Raw genomic sequence first — 18,790 nt, forward strand, 5'->3', positions numbered from 1 at the left:
GCAAAGGTATTCTATCTTATTTTGTCTGTTTAAATTGTTTAAGTACCGTTAATTTGTTCGTAAAGTTGTGGATTATTAAAAACCTCTAAAAAATGGTTGCCAATAGCGCGTTGAAAACTGGTATTTAAAATGGAAGCGGCGTAGGAAATAATGTTTTGTAATAGTAATTTATAACTGAATCATCTGTAAGTTCTTGTTGTTGTAATCGATCAAAGGTAATGAGGTAATTTTCATAACTGCCCTCAAGTTCGAGCAAGATTTCTTTTTCTCCTGGGATAGTAATATTATCTTTAGCACGTCCTAACCATTGTAAAAAAGCCACTTCACTACTACGAAATTGCTCGATTCCTCGCGATCGTACTCCTAACAAAAATAATAGAGTAGCACTATCTTGACGTTTGATCGCGTCAATCATGTTTTCTGCTGCCAAAATACTGCGATAGTTTTCCTGTAAAATAGCGTCACTGGCTTTTCCCAATCGCCGCAAATTGAGCGCACCCCAGACACAAACCAAGACAACTAGGGTAAGAGCAAGTCCATAACCAGCAAGAATTTTTGTTTTAAGTTTCACTCAATTCTATAGTTTTGTGGGGCGAGTTTTGGGCGATTGCGTAGCGCGGTCGAGGTTAGCTTGGGCTGGTTTATAAGTTGGATCGAGGTCGATAGCCACCCGATACTGTTTTAATGCTTCTAAACGTTCTCCTGCTAATTCATAGATTTCGCCTAGGAGATTAAAAGCTTCTGGATTAGAAGGATTTAACCCAATTGTTTGTTTAACGTGAGCGATCGCACGATCTAATTTTCCTTTACTGGTATTAATTTTGGCAGTATTAATCGCCTTTTTATAAGTTCTATTTTCTTCATTCTCATCGGTTTCCTGCTCTAAAATAGGGTAAATTACCCTTCGTAATTGCTGAGGTGTAAAGGGCTTTTCCAAAAAATCTACTGCCCCTAATTTCATCGCTTCTATAGCACTATTAATCGTTCCGTGGGCTGAAATAATAACTACTGGCAAATCTGGGTATTTTTTAACAGCTTTTTTTAGGACCTCCAAACCATCCATTCCTGGCATTTTTAGGTCTAACAACATCAGGTCATATTCTGAATTTTCCAACTGTCTGAGAGCATCTCGACCATCGGTTGCAGGAACTACTTGATGTCCTAAAGCTTCCAAGGCTTGCACTACAGTTTGACGAATTGTTCTATGGTCGTCTACTATTAAAATTTTTCGACTAATCATGAGATTTTGCTTATTTTGTGAGGAGTTTGTTTAGTAGATTTATTCCTGCTACATCTCTACAACTTTTTATTCAAGGGCATCGAGGGCTAAATTGAGCTTTAAAACATTCACCCCTGGTTCGCCAAAAATGCCGAGAAAACGCCCATCAACAGCTCTAGAAATGAGAATTTCAACTTGATTGGTATCCAAATTTCGTGCCCGTGCAACCCTGGCAATTTGCGCCCTAGCAGCTTCCAAAGTGATATGAGGATCTAAACTCGAACCGGAAGTGTAAACCAAGTCAGCAGTAGGTTCAACTTCTTGCTGTTGCAGTCGCGCAACCGTGGTTTTGACTCGCTCGATTAATTCTGGATTACTGGGAGCTAAATTACTCGCCCCAGAAATTCCAGTGGGTGCAGCATCTTCACTAGTACTGTATTCTGTAGTACTAGGACGACTCCAAAAATAGCGATCGCTACTAAAAGGTTGTCCGATTAAAGTCGAGCCAATAATTTCACCTTGGGTATTAGTAATTAAACTGCCATTAGCTTGTTCGGGAAAGAAAATTTGCCCGATAAAAATCATCAAAAAAGGATAAATCAAAGCCGTTAAAATCCATAAAACTAAGGTGGCTCTAATGGCGGTTATTATTTCTCGAAAAATAGACATAGTTTTAAAAATTCAAAAGTCAAAATTAAAAGCGTTCCGGTTGAAAAATTACGGTAAACAGATAGACCGATAACCCTAAAGTTACACAATATAAAATTCCGATCGCATAAGCAGTTTGGCGAGTAATTTCCGTACCCGAAGCAGCCATAACCGCCGGAGCAATAACTAGATTCAAACTTGTAGTTAACAATAAAACTTTCGCCAGAGAATTTTTTAAAAAGCGATCGCCAATATTTTGAATTGTTTCTCGAAGATTATGAGACAAGAAAAATTCGTTTGATTTATTTGTTTTCATGAGCTTTAGCTAAATAACTAAGAAAAACTTATTACTTATTTCCCATTGGTGACAAGTTAAGGCTCAAAAGCCAGTTGTCAAGAGGGTTTGGCTGACAAATTAAGAGGCGGTTTGTCCGTTTTGGGCGCGGGGATTTGACTATCCCTAAGTCTCGATTTTCAGGTGCAGTTAGATAGGCAATAATGTCAGTGGTACTGCCTTGATTGAGTGCTTGAGTAAAGTGATAAATTCCACGAAAAACCATTTCTATTGAAATAGAATCCATAGGTAGGGTCAACTCGTCAGCAATTTCATCACACAGCTCGAGAAGGATGGCATAAAAAAGCCAGGTTGCCCAGATTTGTAATTTAATCCCATTAATTGAACCAGTCCACAAGTAACTCAAACCTAGCAATCGTTTGAGCAAAAGAAAACTTTCTTCGATTCGCCAGCGACGGGAGTAGAGCTCTCCAACCACAAAGGGAGGTAAAATATTGGGGTTAACTACCGAAGTCAAATATCGATACCAACCATTACCATGACGGATTTCAACTAGACGTAGAGCGAGAATTGGATTGCCTTGATAACCAGTACCCAAACGAATTAAACTGTCTCGATGAGTGTAAGATTGACTCAGGATTAAAATCGATTCATATTTGGCGTTAGTTTTAAGTCGAGTCACAAAGTCTGATTGAGCTAAAATCAGTTTCTCAAACAAGCTATAGTTCCAAAATCCTCGATCTAGCAGCAGCAATGTTTTGGGTCTAACTAGTTCGAGCAAGTTTGGCACAAAATTACTTTCATGAGCATAGGCTCGCTCGTCAAACCAAGTTTGGACTGGATAACGAGTCTTTAGAGCTACAACCTCACAAATTCGTCCTCCTAGTTTGCCTAAAGTTGAATCCTCTAAGCTTTTGAGCTTGCGAAACAGTGCCTCTAAGGTTGAAGCATCAACAATCCAGAGTTGCTTAAAATGTCGACTGGCATAAATCACACTTAAAGGAAGAGGTCGCTTTTGCCTTTGATGCCATCTCTGATTGAGAGTTACTAACAAATCAGTTAAGACTTTCTCAAACATTGACGCAGGAAAGGTTAACAGTCTTTGGGATAGAGCTTGCTGCGAGACAGAAGTTGCTTTGGCCCACAACAGATTTTCCCTGGCTAGCATTCGATTAAGTTCTCGACACGAAGGCACTTGTCTCCATACCAAGGTCAACACTGCTGCTAACATCATAGGCCAACCTAAAATTCGGTCTCTCATGCCTAATGAACGATAGTAAGCTAGTTGATTATAGACACATGGTTTGACCAAATCTTCTAACTGCTGAGAAATTGCCTTGTTATTCACGTTTGGATGGCTTCTATTTCTGGCGTGGTCTCTAATACTTTTTTGTGAGTGTGCCATCTTTAATTTTAGCGATCGCATTGACGCTTAATCTGTTTTCACTACCTAGTTTAAAATTCCTACACCCCCTGATTTGATTACATTTGACATCTTGTACATTTTCTTAACTTGTCACCAATGCCTATTACTTAATTCAAGCCAAACCAATCCCAGCAATAATTAAATCGATAATTTTAATCCCAATAAACGGCGCGATAATTCCACCCAAACCATAAATAAAAATATTTCGGACTAACAATTGATTAGCACTTAAAGGTCTAAATTGTACTCCTCTCAATGCCAAAGGAATTAAAGCTGGAATAATCGAAGCATTGTAAATTAATGCCGATAACACCGCTGATTGAGAACTAGCCAAACCCATAATATTCAACCTACCAATACCAACTGCTGCAAACATTGCCGGAATAATCGCAAAATATTTAGCAATATCGTTAGCCAGAGAAAAAGTAGTCAAGGCTCCGCGAGTAATCAATAATTGCTTCCCAATTGTCACCAAATCGATTAACTTAGTCGGATCGGAATCTAAATCCACCATATTTGCTGCTTCTTTAGCCGCTTGCGTACCCGAATTCATTGCCAAACAAACATTTGCCTGTGCCAAAGCAGGAGCATCGTTGGTACCGTCTCCCGTCATTGCCACCAACTTGCCTTGTTGCTGTTCCTTTTGAATCACGGCAATTTTGTCTTCTGGGGTAGCTTCGGCGATAAAGTCATCCACTCCTGCTTCTCGACCAATTACCGAAGCAGTAATGCGGTTATCTCCCGTCAGCATCACACTTTTAACCCCCATGCGCCGTAACTGGTCAAAACGTTCGCGCATCCCCGGCTTAATAATGTCTTTGAGATAAATGACCCCGTATAATTCCCGATCCAAAGCCACTGCTAGGGGAGTACCGCCGAGACGGGAAACCCTTTCGTATGCTTGGTCTAAATCCGGTGTAACTTCACCACCCCGAGAACGAACGAAACCTTTAATCGCATCTACTGCTCCTTTGCGCACTTCTCCACCATTGGGTAAATCCGTACCGCTCATGCGAGTTTTGGCAGAAAATTCAATTCCTTCGGCTTGTTCGGAGTCAAAATTGACGCTCGCCCCTAATTTTTGGGCAAGTTTGACAATCGATTTGCCTTCAGGAGTGGTATCAAAGAGACTAGCAGCGAGGGCAATTTGAGCAATTTCTAGTTCGCTATGACCGTTAACGCTGATAAACTCCTCTGCCAAGCGATTTCCTAAAGTAATCGTTCCCGTTTTATCCAGTACTAGAGTATTAATATCCCCACAAGCTTCTACTGCTCTTCCCGAAGTAGCTACAACATTAAACTGGGCAACTCGATCCATTCCCGCAATACCGATCGCACTGAGTAAACCACCGATAGTAGTAGGAATGAGGGCAACGAGTAGAGAAACCAGAATGACAACGCTAACGGGACTACCTAGGTAATTGGCGAGAGGAGGAAGAGTCGCTACGACGATCAGGAAAACTAGAGTTAAAACTGCCAGCAATACAGTCAGGGCAATTTCGTTGGGGGTTTTCGATCGTTCTGCCCCTTCTACTAGGGAAATCATGCGGTCTAGGAAACCTTTTCCCGCATCAGAAGTAACCCTTATTTTCAGTTCGTCAGAGATAATTTTAGTTCCTCCCGTAACGGAACTAGCCACGTCCGAACCTGGTTCTTTGAGAACGGGGGCAGATTCTCCGGTAATGGCAGATTCATCGACGGAAGCAACCCCTTCAATTACTTCTCCATCGGCGGGAATAATCTCCCCGGCAATGACTTGGATAATGTCGCCTTTGTGAAGTGTTGTAGAACTTATTTCTTCAATGGAACCATCAGGCAGTACTTTTTTAGCGATCGTATCCGATTTAGTCGCTCGCAAAGAGTCCGCTTGAGCTTTACCTCTGCCTTCGGCTACCGCTTCGGCAAAGTTGGCAAACAGAAGGGTAAAGAAAATAATAATCGTGACTAAGCCGTTAAATAAACGCTCGTCTTCCCCAGAAACCGAACCCAATAAGGTCGGAGCGATTGTTGCTATGGCAGTGACGATGGTGCCAACCCAAACCACAAACATAACTGGGTTTTTCAGCATCACCTTGGGGTTGAGTTTGACAAAAGCTTCTTTAAATGCCCGTTGATATAGTCCCTTAGTGCTGACTCGCTTTTGCTTGTTTTGACGATGGCGGGCACCTCTTTCTGTCATGGGACGTAGATTGGGGCGATTTCTGGTTGGTTGTCTATTTCCTGTATTCATTGCTAGTAATTGCTTGTAATTTGAAACGATTTGCGAGATCGCCTTTATCCTCCAGCTACGATTAGAAATCCTTCGGCGATCGGTCCTAAGGCGAGGACGGGGAAAAAGGTTAGTGCGCCGAGAATCAGAATTATCCCTGCCGTAACGCCTGTAAATAAACCCGTATCGGTGCGAAGAGTACCGGGAGTTTCAGGCACTGGCTGTTTGCGAGTCATGTTATCTGCGAGTAAGAGTAAGGCAATAATGGGAATGTAGCGTCCTCCTAAAAGACTGACAGAGGCACTCAAATTCCACCACAGATTGCCATCTGCCAAACCTTCAAACCCCGAACCGTTATTAGCCGCAGCAGAGGCATATTCGTAAATAACTTGGGAAATGCCGTGAAAACCTGGATTAGTAATTCCAGCCAGCGACACTAATTCTGGCAATGAGACAGTAGCTTGCGTAGTTAATTCTGGCGATACTCCCAAATTAGCAAAGGTCATAGTAATCGCTCCTGGAATTAAAATCATGATGGGATGAACGAGCAAAATCACGCTTGCCAGCACGATTTCTTTTTTCTCAATTTTGCGTCCCAAGAATTCTGGCGTTCTGCCTACCATCAATCCAGTGAGAAATACAGTCAAGATCAGAAAGATGATTAAATAGGCAGTTCCCGTCCCCTGTCCGCCCCAAATGATTTGCAGGAACAGATTGGATAGGGTAACAAAGCCGCCAGGAGCCATTAAAGAATCGTGCATCCCGTTGACTGCGCCGCACATCGTTCCCGTGGTAGTGACTGCCCACAGTGCCGTCTGCGCCCAACCAAAGCGGACTTCTTTGCCTTCTAAGTTGGGGGCTACTTCGCCCAAAAAACCGTTAACGAGGGGGTTGCCATAGAATTCACCCACAGCAGCGATCGCTACTAAAATTGCATAGACGATAAATACCATCCCAAATAGCAACCATCCCTGTTTTTTGTTCCCCATAAATATTCCGTAGGTATAAATTAGGGAAGCCGGTATGGCAACCATGGCGATAGTTTCTATCAGGTTGGAGAAGGGATTGGGATTTTCAAAAGGATGGGCAGAATTAATGGCAAAAAAACCGCCGCCATTTTCTCCTAGTTGTTTAATTATTTCAAAATGCGCTACTGGTCCGCGAGCGATATACTGGGTTAGACCTTCTAAGGTTGTTGCTACTGCTGGTCCCTCTAAAGTTTCAGGCACGCCGAGAATTAATAAAACAATAGCTCCTACTAAGGAAATAGGCAGTAAAATTCGCGTAATCGATTGAGTTAGATCTGTATAAAAGTTACCTAAAGGTCTACCCGTCAAACCCCTAATAAAAGCGATCGCCACAGCAATACCCGTGGCTGCTGAGGTAAACATTAAAAATCCCAAGGCAAACATTTGGGAAGCATAAGTATAGGTTGTTTCCCCAGAATAATGCTGTTGGTTAGTATTGGTAACAAAAGAAATAGCCGTGTGGAGGGCTAAATCCCAACTGGGTGCTTCTAATCCGACTGGATTTAAGGGTAAAATCCCTTGAAGCATGAAGATTAAATAGACTAAAACCAACATAATTAGGTTGCTGATGAGTACACCTTTGGCATACTGCCAACCTCCCATATTTCTATCTTTATTGATGCCAATTCCTGCATAAATTATGCCTTCAACTGGTTTTATTACTGGATCGAGTAAAGTTTTTTCATGCAAGAATACCCGAGCCATATAGTTCCCCAAAAAGGGAACGATGATGATTAAAATCAGTAGAGTTAAGGCTATTTGAATAAATCCTTGAATCATTTCTAATATTTAGCTTTTTTCGGGCGCAGAACGAAAATCAATAGTAATATTTTGACGCTGCAAAATTTGTTTGACAATATAACAACTGTTATATTTATTCAAATAAAATTAAATATATTTTTAGGTAATCCCATCAAAAAACTTTATGACAATAGTTATATATCTAAAGATATAGATTAAATATATTAGCGATCGTAAAAATCCCAAGCAATAAACACGAGGAATTAATTAAATTAGGGGAATAAAAAAATTTCAAGAAAATATTAGGATCTGTCAATAAGTTTGTGTCAAAGAAAGTTAAAGTGGAAGCCGTCCTTCAAACTCGATGGCAAATCGATTTAAAGCAGCTTTCCAATCCCGTAAAGGTCTAGTCCATCTCTGAGATAAGTTATTAATCGCAAGATAAATAACTTTGAGCGCAGCTTCATCTGTTGGAAAAATCCGATGATTCTTCAACACTTTTCTAAGAGTCATATTCATCGACTCGATCGCATTAGTGGTGTAAATAATGCGACGGATTTCTGGAGGAAACTGGAAAAACGGAATCACGTGCTGCCAGTGAGCCAGCCAAGACCTACTAATTGGGGCATAAGTGGAGTCCCACTTGTCAGCAAAAGTTATTAGTGCCTGTTCGGCTTCAGCTTCAGTAGCGGCAGTGTACACTCGTTTGAGGTCAGCGGCAACAGCTTTACGGTGTTTGTAGGAGACATAGCGTAGGGAGTTCCTGACCATGTGTACCATACATAACTGTACGCGGGTTTGCGTAAATACCGTTTCAATCGCTTCGGCGAAGCCCGTCAGACCATCGATACAAGCAATAAAGATATCCTTGACTCCACGATTCTTTAACTCAGTTAACACCGACAGCCAGAATTTTGCCGTTTCTGTCTGGGTCATCCACAGCCCCAATAACTCCTTATCGCCTTCGATGTTGATTCCCAGAGCTAGATGGACGGCTTTGTTGATGACTCTTCCCTCCTGTCTGACTTTGACGACCAAAGCATCAAAAAAGATAATTGGATACACTGCCTCTAGGCTGCGATTTTGCCACTGGAGTCGCTCTTCATGAACCGCATTGGTTACTTGAGATACCAGGGCTGGCGATACTTCTACTCCATAAAGGTCTTGTAGTTGGGCTTGGATATCACGAGTGGTCATTCCTCTCGCATACAGGGCGAGAATCTTGTCATCGAAGCCTGTAAAACGAGTTTGTCCTTTTTTGACCATCTGAGGCTCGAATTGGCGATCGCGATCGCGAGGCACGGCAAGTTCCGCTTCGCCAAACTCCCCCTTAATGGTTTTACGGCTGTGTCCGTTGCGTCGATTTTGTCGCTCTTTTTTGCCCCGCTCTGCCTTCTGAGTCTCTAGATGTACGTCTATTTCAGCTTCTAAACAACGCTCTACGAGTTTTTTGGTCAGTTGTTTGAGGATTCCTCCTTCTCCAATAAGGTCTTCTGGTTTTTCATAGTCTTTGAGCAGTTCATCAATTAACTCTGGTCGAAAGGTCATAGTCTCATTCCTCACATTAATTCTATTTATTAGAGTGTGTTTTGACCTTTGACACAATTTATTTTACATACCCTTTCATGCCGGCGATACTAGAAAACGCAGAGAATTGGAAGCTGTATTAGGAGTATTCTATGATGGAGTTTTGATTAGCGACGATTTTAGTGTCTACAACGGCTATTCAGTAGCAGGACAACAAAAGTGTTTGGCTCATCTACGTCGTCATTTTCAAAAACTGTTAAAGACTAAAGGGGTAGATAACCAAGAAATTGCTACCACCTTTCTGTCTCTAATTGATGAGGCATTTAAGCAACATCGGGTTTGGCGACAGACCCATCAGGAAAGCCACTATCGAGATTGGGCAGAGGATTTCCGAAGGCGAGTGACTAGCGCAATTAAGACTTGGCTCAAGAATGCTGGTCATGAAGCTGGAAAACTGCTACGTTCGCTGCGTGATAAGGCGGAGCAATGGTGGTATTTTCTGACACATCCTCAGATACCCCCCGACAATAATCTAGCTGAACGATGTTTGAGAACTGCTGTAACCAAGCGGAAAGTTTGTGGTGGCTCTCGTTCCATCGAACGGTTTCAACATACAGCCAACCTGCTGAGTGCAATTCAATCTTGTCGTTTGCAAGGACGTTCGGTGATTACTTTTTTTCAACAGACTTTACAAGCTACAGTTGGACATTGTTCTTATCCTTCTCTTATTCCTCATGCTTGCACCTGAATCCTTACGTTTTGTCCAATGGTTGAACCAAAATTGCGACGTATTCGTAGCTTATAAAGCTAGTTTGGGCTTTGTTTGGGCTTGATTTTTGTTTAAGTACCGTTAATCAAAACGCCTCAGCAAAACTCCGGCAATAATTAAATAATTACAGGTAAGCCAGCACCAACACAAATTAAGACTTGGGTAAAGCTGAGGGGAACTGTCTCAAACAGCCTATTCATAACCTGTAGCTGACTAAAAAGAATTTGTAAAACAATAACGCAGGCAATGCCAATTGCTGGAGCATAGGCAATTTTTTCGGTTTTGTGTCGCAATTTGCGCCAAACCGAAGGGATAAACTGACTGAGACTCAACAGATAAAAAACTTCTGCAGCGACTAAGGCTTGAACCGCCATTGTCCGAGCCAACATGATTTCGTCTGTCTGTTGCAACATCAATTCAAAAACACCAAAGGTAATCGCCCAGTTAAATAAGGAAATGATGGCAACACGTCTGATAATACTACCAGAAAGGATCGGTTCGTTAGGGTTGCGTGGGGGCGATTTCATTATACCTTCAGGCTTAGGTTCAAAGGCGAGGGGAACCGATAAAGCAACGGAACTGACCATATTAACCCACAGAATTTGCAGAGGTAGGATGGGAAGAGCCGTTCCTACTAAGACTCCTGCCAAAATCGTGAGTAGTTCTCCGCCATTAACGGGTAAAACAAAGGAAATGGCTTTGCGTAAATTCAGGTAAATGGTGCGCCCTTCTTCAACCGCTGCTTCAATGGAGGCAAAATTATCGTCAGTTAGGATAAGATCGGCAGATTCCTTGGCTACTTCCGTACCTGCTTGCCCCATGGCAATGCCAATATCCGCTTGCTTGAGAGCAGGAGCATCGTTGACTCCATCCCCAGTCATGGCAACAATTTCACCTTTAGATTGCAAAGCTTCAATGAGACGTAGTTTTTGTTCGGGGGCGACGCGGGCAAAAACTACGCTATCTTCTAAGGCATTCTTGAGTTGCCGATCGCTCATTTGCTCCAAGTCCTTACCGCTTAGAGCCTGCACTTCTCGTTCTTGGTTCAAATTCATCATGCGGGCGATCGCGGCTGCCGTGACTGCAGGATCGCCCGTTACCATTTTGACTTGAATGCCAGCAGATTTACAGACATCTACCGCCTCAATTGCCTCCTGACGAGGCGGATCGATCGCGGCCTGCAAGCCCAGAAAAATCAGCCCTTGTTGAATATCCTTGCGCTTCAACGATTTAACCTCAGCCGAGACAGGCTTTTTCGCAAACGCCAGCACCCGTAACCCCTCATTTGCCATCGCCTCGGCTTCTTGTTCGACCCGTTCGGGATCTAAGGAAGTCTCTTCTCCTTGGGCATCGAGGCTGCGATCGCATCGGCTAAGAATGGCTTCCAGTGACCCTTTCACATAAATTATCTTGTCCAAATCTTTTTGATGTAAGGTTGCCATGTACTGATACTCAGATTCAAAGGGAATCTCATCTAGCCTCGGCAGTTTCTCCTCCAAATCTTGCCGAGTTAATCCCGCTTTATTGGCAACCACAATCAGCGCCCCTTCAGTAGGATCGCCTTCAACAGTTGGCTGTCCTTCCTTTTCTTGCAGTCGGAAATCATTACATAACAGTCCACACTGCAAACATTCCCACAACACTGGCGTTTCCGCTAAGTCAACAGACTGGTCATCGTGCAAAATTTCACCCTCTGTTTGATACCCTGCCCCCTCAACTTGATAACGTTTGCCCCCAGCATAAATGTTTTCAACGGTCATCTGGTTTTCCGTTAGCGTGCCAGTTTTGTCGGAACAAATTACTGTCGCACTACCTAAAGTTTCGACAGCGGGTAGTTTTCGGATAATCGCATGACGTTTGGCCATACGGGAAACCCCAATTGCCAGGGTAATTGTCACCAAGGAAGGCAACTCTTCAGGAATACCACTAACTGCTAATGCTACGGCGGTTTGAAACATCTCTAACCATGATTTACCCTGTCCCAATCCCACCGCAAAGGTCAATGCTGCTAGTCCTAAAATGACATATAGCAATTTCCAACTGAATTTATCTAATTTACGAGTTAGGGGGGTCGTCAGTTCTGCTCTTTGTTCGACTAATTCAGAGATATGTCCTGTCTCTGTTGCCTCACCAATGGCAACAACAATGCCACGTCCTTGCCCAGAGGTTACCACGGTGCCAGCGTAAGCCATATTTTCTCTGTCTGCTAGGTGGGTTTCTGCATTCAGTGGCTCAGTTGCTTTTTCAACGGTAACTGATTCTCCGGTTAAGGCTGACTCGTCTATTTGCAGGTTTTTGGTTTCAAACAGCCGTAAGTCAGCGGGTATCTTTTCCCCCGAACTCAGTTTCACTATATCCCCTGGGACTAACTCGTTTGAAGGTAAGCGTTGTTCTTTGCCATTGCGAATTACTGTTGACTCAGTAGTGACAGACTCCGCTAATGCCTTCATGGCTTTCTCGGCTCTAGATTCCTGAATGTAACCAACAATGGCGTTAATGAGGACAACCGCAAAAATCACCCCAGCATCTAGCCAATGTTGCAGGAAGAGGGAGATGGCACCAGCAATTAATAAAATATATAGCAGGGGTTGGTTAAACTGTTCTAAGAATCGTACCCAAGGATTTTTGTCTTTTTGGGGGTTTAGCTGATTGGCTCCGAAACGTTCTCGTCGTTCCTCTACTTCATTTCCAGGTAGTCCCGTGTCTCGATTGCTTTTTAATGTTTGAACTACCTCCTGCATGGTGAGTTGATGCCATTGGCGTTCGAGCGTTTTTTCCGTAATGGTTTCTGGCATAATGCTCCCCCTCAAAGCTAATGCTCGATCGATCGAGATTTAAGTTCGGCGTAGTCTCAAAACTTAGACAAAGTATAGAGGCGAAGCTTGTATGAAAACCTCTACTCAAAGTTAGGGTTACAATACTTTGAACTCAGGGATCGAGAAAAATTTCGGGGGAAAGAAGATACACGACGCGATAGGATAATCAAATGTCCCATTCAGAAGATCCCGTTATCTACCAATTAAAGACTAAAATTATCCCAGAAAGCAATAGTAGGGATTAAAGACAAAGTTTTGAACAGATATAGGTAGCGATCGCATGACCAACTTTAGCTCGGAAAACTCAGTCGAACTAACTTTAAATCGGGGTATGGAGGCGGCAAAACGGCAAAATTGGTCGGCAGTCAACAGATACTTGCGACAACTACCCGTCTCTAAAAACAAAACTCGCTTAATTTTACCGACAGAATCGGATTGGAAAATAACATTTCAATTGGCATCGACGGTTTTACTTGAAGGGGATTTTCAGGAACAATGGGAAGTTGCTAAGTCACTACCTCTTTTAGGTAACTCGATCGTCGAGCCTTTGATTGAATTATTAGAAGATGAAGCCGTAGATAGCGAAGTTCGTTGGTTTATCTGCAGCGTTTTGGGCAAATTTCCCGAACCAAAGGTAGTATTATCTTTAGTCAAATTATTACAAGAAACAGAAATCGAAGAATTAGCGGTTGTCGCGGGTAAAACTCTAACTCAAATTGGAACTGCAGCGATCGATGCCTTAGTAGAATTATTGCCGCGATCGCAACATCGACATTTGGCGGTCAAGTCATTGGCTTATATTCGTCGTCCAGAGATTATCACGCCTTTAATTACCGTAGTTGACGATCGCGATCCAGAAATAAGAACCGTGGCGATCGAAGCTTTGGGTAGCTTCCACGACGAGCGCATTCCTCTGTTGTTATTGACGGCGTTGAAAGATACCTCTTCATCGGTGAGAAAAGAAGCGGCGAATGCCTTGGGTTTTCGTCCGGATCTGTGCGAGGAATTAGATTTAGTCGCCCATCTTCAGCCTTTACTTTATGACTTCAATTTAGAAGTATGCAGTCGTGCCGCTTTTGCTCTAGGAAGAATGAAACACGAGTCGGCAGTAAAGGCTCTATTCATCCCTCTAAACTCTAGCAATACTCCAGTGAGTTTGAAGCTAGATTTGGTACGAGCCTTAGCTTGGAGCGAAACTGAATTAGCAATTGACTATTTACGTCAGAGTTTGAGCCTCAGAGAGTCTCTGTCAAAACATGACGCGCCTGCCTCTGACTCAGTCGATTTAGAGTTACTCACACTAGAAATTATCAACGTTCTAGGCAGAATTAAAGCCTCCAATTTAACAGCTAAAGCTTCAGGGGCATTAATCGACTTTTGGCAAGTTCAGGGAAGGCATGATAGCTCGCCCGAATTAAAACAGCTACTGTCTAATTCTTTGGGAGAATTACAAGACGTTGCCGCTAAGACAGTGCTACAAGAATTAGCCAATGACGAACATCAAGTAGTCAGGTTACACGCGATCGCCGCTTTAAAAAAATTACCCGAATCATTAACCGATGAAACCGAATGACCGAGACACTAGTACGAGCGGTTGGTAAATTCTATTGCCCCCAAGGTTTTTAGGGTTGCTTTTTGGGCTGGAGTCAAACCTCTAGCGGTACTTAAACAAAAATCAAGCCCAAACAAAGCCCAAACTAGCTTTATAAGCTACGAATACGTCGCGATTTTGGTTCAACCATTGGACAAAACGATAAGATATACCTGTACGAAAAGCTTCTAATGCTTCAGGAAATGTCTCCAAAGGTTTGTTCGCCCAACGTCTTCTTAAACCTCCAGTAAGCTTATGCCAAAGGATAAAAGTATAGGCACAAAAAACTAGAATAAAATGTCTTTCCAAACTCTTCTTATCTCTAACTTGATACTCTTTTAATCCTAACCATCCCTTGGCTTCTCGATAGAAAACTTCTATCCAGTTTCTCTGAGCATAAGTTTGAACTATCCATTGCTCGGTTACTATTTCTCCCTCAACATTTGTGAGTAAGTAGTCAATATCTTCAGCATCTTCAAAGATTGGTGCACTCATGACGATAGCTATTTTTCTGATTCCTTCTAGCCTTGATATTTCTGCTTCTATTATTGCTACCCAGACGGTTCTAGGTTTTTCACCCTGGATTTGAATCTCCTTAAATTCCTCATCAGATAACCATTGAGCATATTCATCTACTCTGATTTTTTCTAATTGATTTGATGGAGTTTTAACCAAAATATTACGATTTTTAGCGATTCCTCCTATATACTTTAATTTCTTTTTTTCCAGTTCGAGTAAAACAGTTGTGTTGTTACCATAGGACGAATCTATTAATACTAGTCCTGGTCGATATCCCCTCTTCAAACTTTTATCGATTAATTCTAAGGCTAAGGTGGGTTTTTTCTTGAATTCTCTGTCTTTCTTTCCTTCGGGCAACGAATTACCATGTTGATATAGTTCTATGTCTAAAGGTAAGCTTTTTTGGCCATCATATAGATGAGTTGTTACTACAACATTGCCATTATCTGTTTTCCCAATTTCCCCAATATATTGACGACCTACTGCTGCGGTAAAGTTACCACTTTTTCTATGCCCAGAGTCATCAACAATTAGACTAAATCCCTTACTGATTCTCGTTTGATTACACTTGTTCATCACTTCTAAGCGACGTTCATTTATCTTGTTCGCTGACCAAGTTGCTTCAGTTAAGAAATGGTGTAATTTGTGGTATGTGACCTCTACTGCGTCTTTAGCCATTTGAGATACATTTTTTCGCTCACTTTCCCCTAATAATCCTCCTAAATAATGTCTGAATTCCCTTTTTTGCGCTTTAGTTCTCAGTAAATCATCAAACTTTTGACACCATCTCATCTATCGAAACAGGGAGGCATGGCTGCGGGAGTAGTTTCTTTCATAAAGTAAGTGCGATCGGGCTTTAGAATAATGTTAAAGTTAATCAGCAAAGGTATTCTATCTTATTTTGTCTGTTTAAATTGTTTAAGTACCGCTAGCACGGGTAATATTCATTCCTTCATATAGTCTGTCGGCTTGCAACACTTGCAGACATTTACCAGTATTAACGTCCCACAACCTTACTGTTTGGTCTTGGGAGCCGCTGACGATAATTTGACCGTTTGGATGAAAGGCAACAGATGAGACTAAATGCTGGTGTCCTTGGCAGATATGGCGGCATTCTCCCGTCTCTAGATCCCATAGTCTAACAGTGCGATCGTGAGAGGCACTAGCTATGGTTCGTCCGTCAGGACTAATAGCCACAGCAAACACCCAATTGTCATGTCCCTCTAGAGTTTTCAGAGGTTTACCTTGCCCTGTGTCCCAGATGATAACTGTATTATCGGTACTGCCACTAGCTAGTAAATTGCTATTTTGCGGACTAAAAGCAACTGATTTGATTCGATTTAGATGTCCCGTTAGAGTCTGCCAAGATTTTCCCGTAGCAACATCCCAGAGCCTTACTTGGCGATCGGTGCTGCTAGTAGCTAGAGTTTTACCATCGGGACTAAACGCCACTGACCAGACCTGATCTCCATGTCCCGAAACAGTTTGCAGACAGCGACCGGTTTGGTAATTCCAGATTCTGGCTGTTTTATCGGCACCGCCACTAGCTAAAGTCGTACCGTCAGGACTAAACGCCACCGCATACACCCAATCTTCATGTCCCTCTAAAATTTGGCAGCATTTACCCGTACTTAGATTCGACAACCTAACTGTGTTATCCCGACTCCCACTAGCTACGGTTTGATTATCGGGATGAAAGGCAACTCCACAAACTAAATCTTCGTGACCCGATAAGCTGTGAATACAGCGATTATTTTTCCAGTCCCAGATTCTTACCGTGCGATCGCTACTGCCACTAGCTAGAGTTTGACCGTCGGGACTAAAAGCTACCGAGCGCACCCAGTTACTATGACCATTGCAAGTTCCAAGACATTTACCAGTCCGAAAGTCCCAGATGCGAAGAATGTTATCGCCACTAGCACTAACTATAGATTGATTGTCGGGACTAAAAGCTACTGAGAATACTTCATTTTTATGACCTCGGCAAGTCTTGATACAACTTCCATCTTTAACTAGCCAGAATTTTACCGTGCGATCGGCACTGCCACTAGCTATAGTTCGACCATCGGGACTAAAAGAAACAGAACGAACCCAGTTATTATGACCTTTGCAAATAACCAACAGTTTTCCCGTTGCTACTTCCCAAAGTCGAATTTGACAGTCTGTATCGCAGGTGGCGAGGATCGTGCCATCAGGACTAAAGGTAGCCGAAAGTATGTTACCAAAGGTTTCCGTAAAAACAGATTTAGATAGATCTGCACCTGTAAAATTGACGTTATGTAACTTCTTTTCCTGCAAATTAGCTTGCCAAACGGTCAATCCTGAAAAATCAAAATTGCTTATATCTAGGTTTAGTTGAGACAAAATATTGATAATATTACCACTCAAATAGCCTCGTTTTAAAATTCGGTTGATATTAGAATGTAGAGATTGAATGATTTCACGAGTTTGCTTTTCGATCTGTTGCGGTGTACCCAGAAGTTCCAGTAGTTTATCTGCTATTGGTTTTAAAATTTGAGTTTCTTGAGATTCTCGAATATAGTCTTTACTTTGAGATTTTGACAGGGCAACTAGATTTAATAGCTCGATCTCTTGAGAACTTATTTCTGCTGTTATCTTGATTATCAATTCATAAATAATGTATTCTATTATTACTGTTTGCAAGCTATAAAAATTGTCGTACTTTTCAATAAAAGAACGTTTTTGTAAAGAGGCTAACGATTGTAGTAATTCTCCTGGAGAGACCTTGGTGACAAAATCTCGTTGTAATTCTCTAATAGAAACTGGCTCGCGATTAATTGCCAACCAGTACATAATTTGACGTTCTAATCCGGTCAGACGTTTAAATTGCTCCTGGAGTAAATCGCGAATATCGTCAAATATAAAAACATCTGTTTGTAAGGTAGCAATAAAGTTAGTAACGTTACCAGCAAAAAAATCTTGAATTGTCGAAGATACTATTTTTAAAGCTAAAGGATTACCACCATAATGTTCTATTAAGGTGTTTCCTGCAGTTGTTAAGCCAGTAAAATTACCTTTAGAATGTAAAACTTTTTGTCCTGCGTTACTAGATAGACCTTTGATGTGTATCGTCCGTACGGGTAAATTTTCTCCTTCATAAGCAGAAAAATTTGGAGGTTGTTCGCGAGAAGTTAACAGCGAGCAGCTTTGATGTTTAGATTCCGCGATCGCTTTAAACAAATTGCCATAGTTTTGATAGTCAGTTTGATAGTTTGTCACCAAAGAACTACGTGACTTATCCTGTCCGCTCTGTAAAATTGACTCCACGTTATCGAAGATTAACAGACAGCGTGACACACGCAAATAATGAAGTAAAAGAGATATTTTTTGTTCTAATGCGTCGGGCAAATATATTTGTTTTTGTTCGCTTATAAACTGGATTAAATCTGTTAGTATTTTGTCTAAAAGTGGAGCATTGCGAAGACTGCGCCAAATAACAAATTCAAACTTATTAGCAACAAAACGAGCGGCTTTAATGGATAGGGCAGTTTTGCCGATTCCCCCCATACCCAATAGAGTAACGAGACGACACTTATCTTCAATAAGATATTTCTCGATCGCGGCAAGTTCTTCTTCTCTACCAAAGAAAACCGAAACATCAATCGCTTCTCCCCAATCTCGATCGTTGGAATTAACATTGCCAAAATTACTGTCGTCTTCGATTACTCCTTGCCAGTCTAGTCCTAAAACTTGACAGTAAGCTTGAAAGGCACGAGCGTTAATTTGATACTTGCCACTTAAAAAACGCTTCCAAGTTCCATAAGAGATTCCGGCGGCAAATTTCCCCTCTTGAGGCAAAACTCCTAAAACTTCACTAGCCGACTCTAACCAACGAGAATCATTAAGATTCCAACCTCTTTCTTTTCGTGCTTGCTTAATTTTGGCGAGTCCTGTGGAAGAAGCTATCAGTTTTGCCATTAAGGTAATTAACCTCCTGTAACTGTTGCAGCCAGATTTCTATATATTATATTTGACTGTTTG

Annotated in this window: 11 protein-coding genes and 2 pseudogenes; 2 read left to right on the plus strand and 11 right to left on the minus strand. The window is 42.0% G+C overall.

Features of this window, described 5'->3' with window-relative positions; translation table 11 throughout:
* Positions 1–124: 124 nt before the first annotated feature.
* The 8 genes from ACLFKQ_RS12760 to ACLFKQ_RS12795 form a co-directional block, all read right to left on the minus strand.
* Positions 125–571, minus strand: a complete 447-nt coding sequence (locus tag ACLFKQ_RS12760) for a CHASE3 domain-containing protein (protein WP_449000166.1) — start codon at positions 569–571, stop codon at positions 125–127.
* A 6-nt stretch (positions 572–577) separates the two neighbouring features.
* Positions 578–1,240: a response regulator gene (locus tag ACLFKQ_RS12765; protein ID WP_449000167.1), complete on the minus strand. Its 663-nt coding sequence runs from the start codon at positions 1,238–1,240 to the stop codon at positions 578–580.
* Between the two features lie 66 nt (positions 1,241–1,306).
* Entirely contained in the window at positions 1,307–1,888 is a 582-nt protein-coding gene (gene kdpC, locus ACLFKQ_RS12770) for a K(+)-transporting ATPase subunit C (protein WP_449000168.1), read from the minus strand.
* A 25-nt stretch (positions 1,889–1,913) separates the two neighbouring features.
* Positions 1,914–2,183, minus strand: a complete 270-nt coding sequence (locus tag ACLFKQ_RS12775; RefSeq protein WP_449000169.1) for a potassium-transporting ATPase subunit F — start codon at positions 2,181–2,183, stop codon at positions 1,914–1,916.
* A 31-nt stretch (positions 2,184–2,214) separates the two neighbouring features.
* A complete protein-coding gene (locus ACLFKQ_RS12780; RefSeq protein WP_449000170.1) occupies positions 2,215–3,567 on the minus strand; it encodes an IS4 family transposase in 1,353 nt (450 codons plus the stop codon).
* 133 nt (positions 3,568–3,700) lie between these two features.
* Positions 3,701–5,767, minus strand: a complete 2,067-nt coding sequence (gene kdpB, locus ACLFKQ_RS12785; RefSeq protein ID WP_449000352.1) for a potassium-transporting ATPase subunit KdpB — start codon at positions 5,765–5,767, stop codon at positions 3,701–3,703.
* Between the two features lie 95 nt (positions 5,768–5,862).
* Positions 5,863–7,605 carry a potassium-transporting ATPase subunit KdpA gene (gene kdpA, locus ACLFKQ_RS12790; RefSeq protein ID WP_449000171.1) on the minus strand — a complete coding sequence of 581 codons (1,743 nt, stop codon included), beginning with the start codon at positions 7,603–7,605 and terminating at the stop codon, positions 5,863–5,865.
* 297 nt (positions 7,606–7,902) lie between these two features.
* Positions 7,903–9,114 carry an IS256 family transposase gene (locus tag ACLFKQ_RS12795; RefSeq protein WP_448998010.1) on the minus strand — a complete coding sequence of 404 codons (1,212 nt, stop codon included), beginning with the start codon at positions 9,112–9,114 and terminating at the stop codon, positions 7,903–7,905.
* Between the two features lie 73 nt (positions 9,115–9,187).
* Between ACLFKQ_RS12795 and ACLFKQ_RS12800 the strand changes: the two are divergent.
* Positions 9,188–9,841 (plus strand): annotated as a pseudogene (locus ACLFKQ_RS12800) (IS66 family transposase); the annotation flags it as partial.
* Between the two features lie 137 nt (positions 9,842–9,978).
* On the opposite strand, the gene ACLFKQ_RS12805 reads toward ACLFKQ_RS12800, so the two are convergent.
* Entirely contained in the window at positions 9,979–12,657 is a 2,679-nt protein-coding gene (locus ACLFKQ_RS12805; RefSeq protein ID WP_449000172.1) for a cation-translocating P-type ATPase, read from the minus strand.
* Positions 12,658–12,958: 301 nt separating this feature from the next.
* On the opposite strand from ACLFKQ_RS12805, the gene ACLFKQ_RS12810 reads away from it, so the two are divergent.
* Positions 12,959–14,251 (plus strand): HEAT repeat domain-containing protein, encoded by a 1,293-nt coding sequence (locus tag ACLFKQ_RS12810; RefSeq protein WP_449000173.1) that lies wholly within the window; start codon positions 12,959–12,961, stop codon positions 14,249–14,251.
* Between the two features lie 102 nt (positions 14,252–14,353).
* On the opposite strand, the pseudogene ACLFKQ_RS12815 reads toward ACLFKQ_RS12810, so the two are convergent.
* Together ACLFKQ_RS12815 and ACLFKQ_RS12820 are read right to left on the minus strand one after the other, a co-directional pair.
* A pseudogene (locus ACLFKQ_RS12815) lies at positions 14,354–15,624 on the minus strand (IS701 family transposase).
* A gap of 82 nt (positions 15,625–15,706) precedes the next feature.
* On the minus strand, positions 15,707–18,727 hold the full coding sequence (locus ACLFKQ_RS12820) for a WD40 domain-containing protein (protein WP_449000174.1): 3,021 nt from the start codon (positions 18,725–18,727) through the stop codon (positions 15,707–15,709).
* Positions 18,728–18,790 lie beyond the last annotated feature (63 nt).

It is taken from the genome of Myxosarcina sp. GI1(2024), assembly GCF_053543375.1.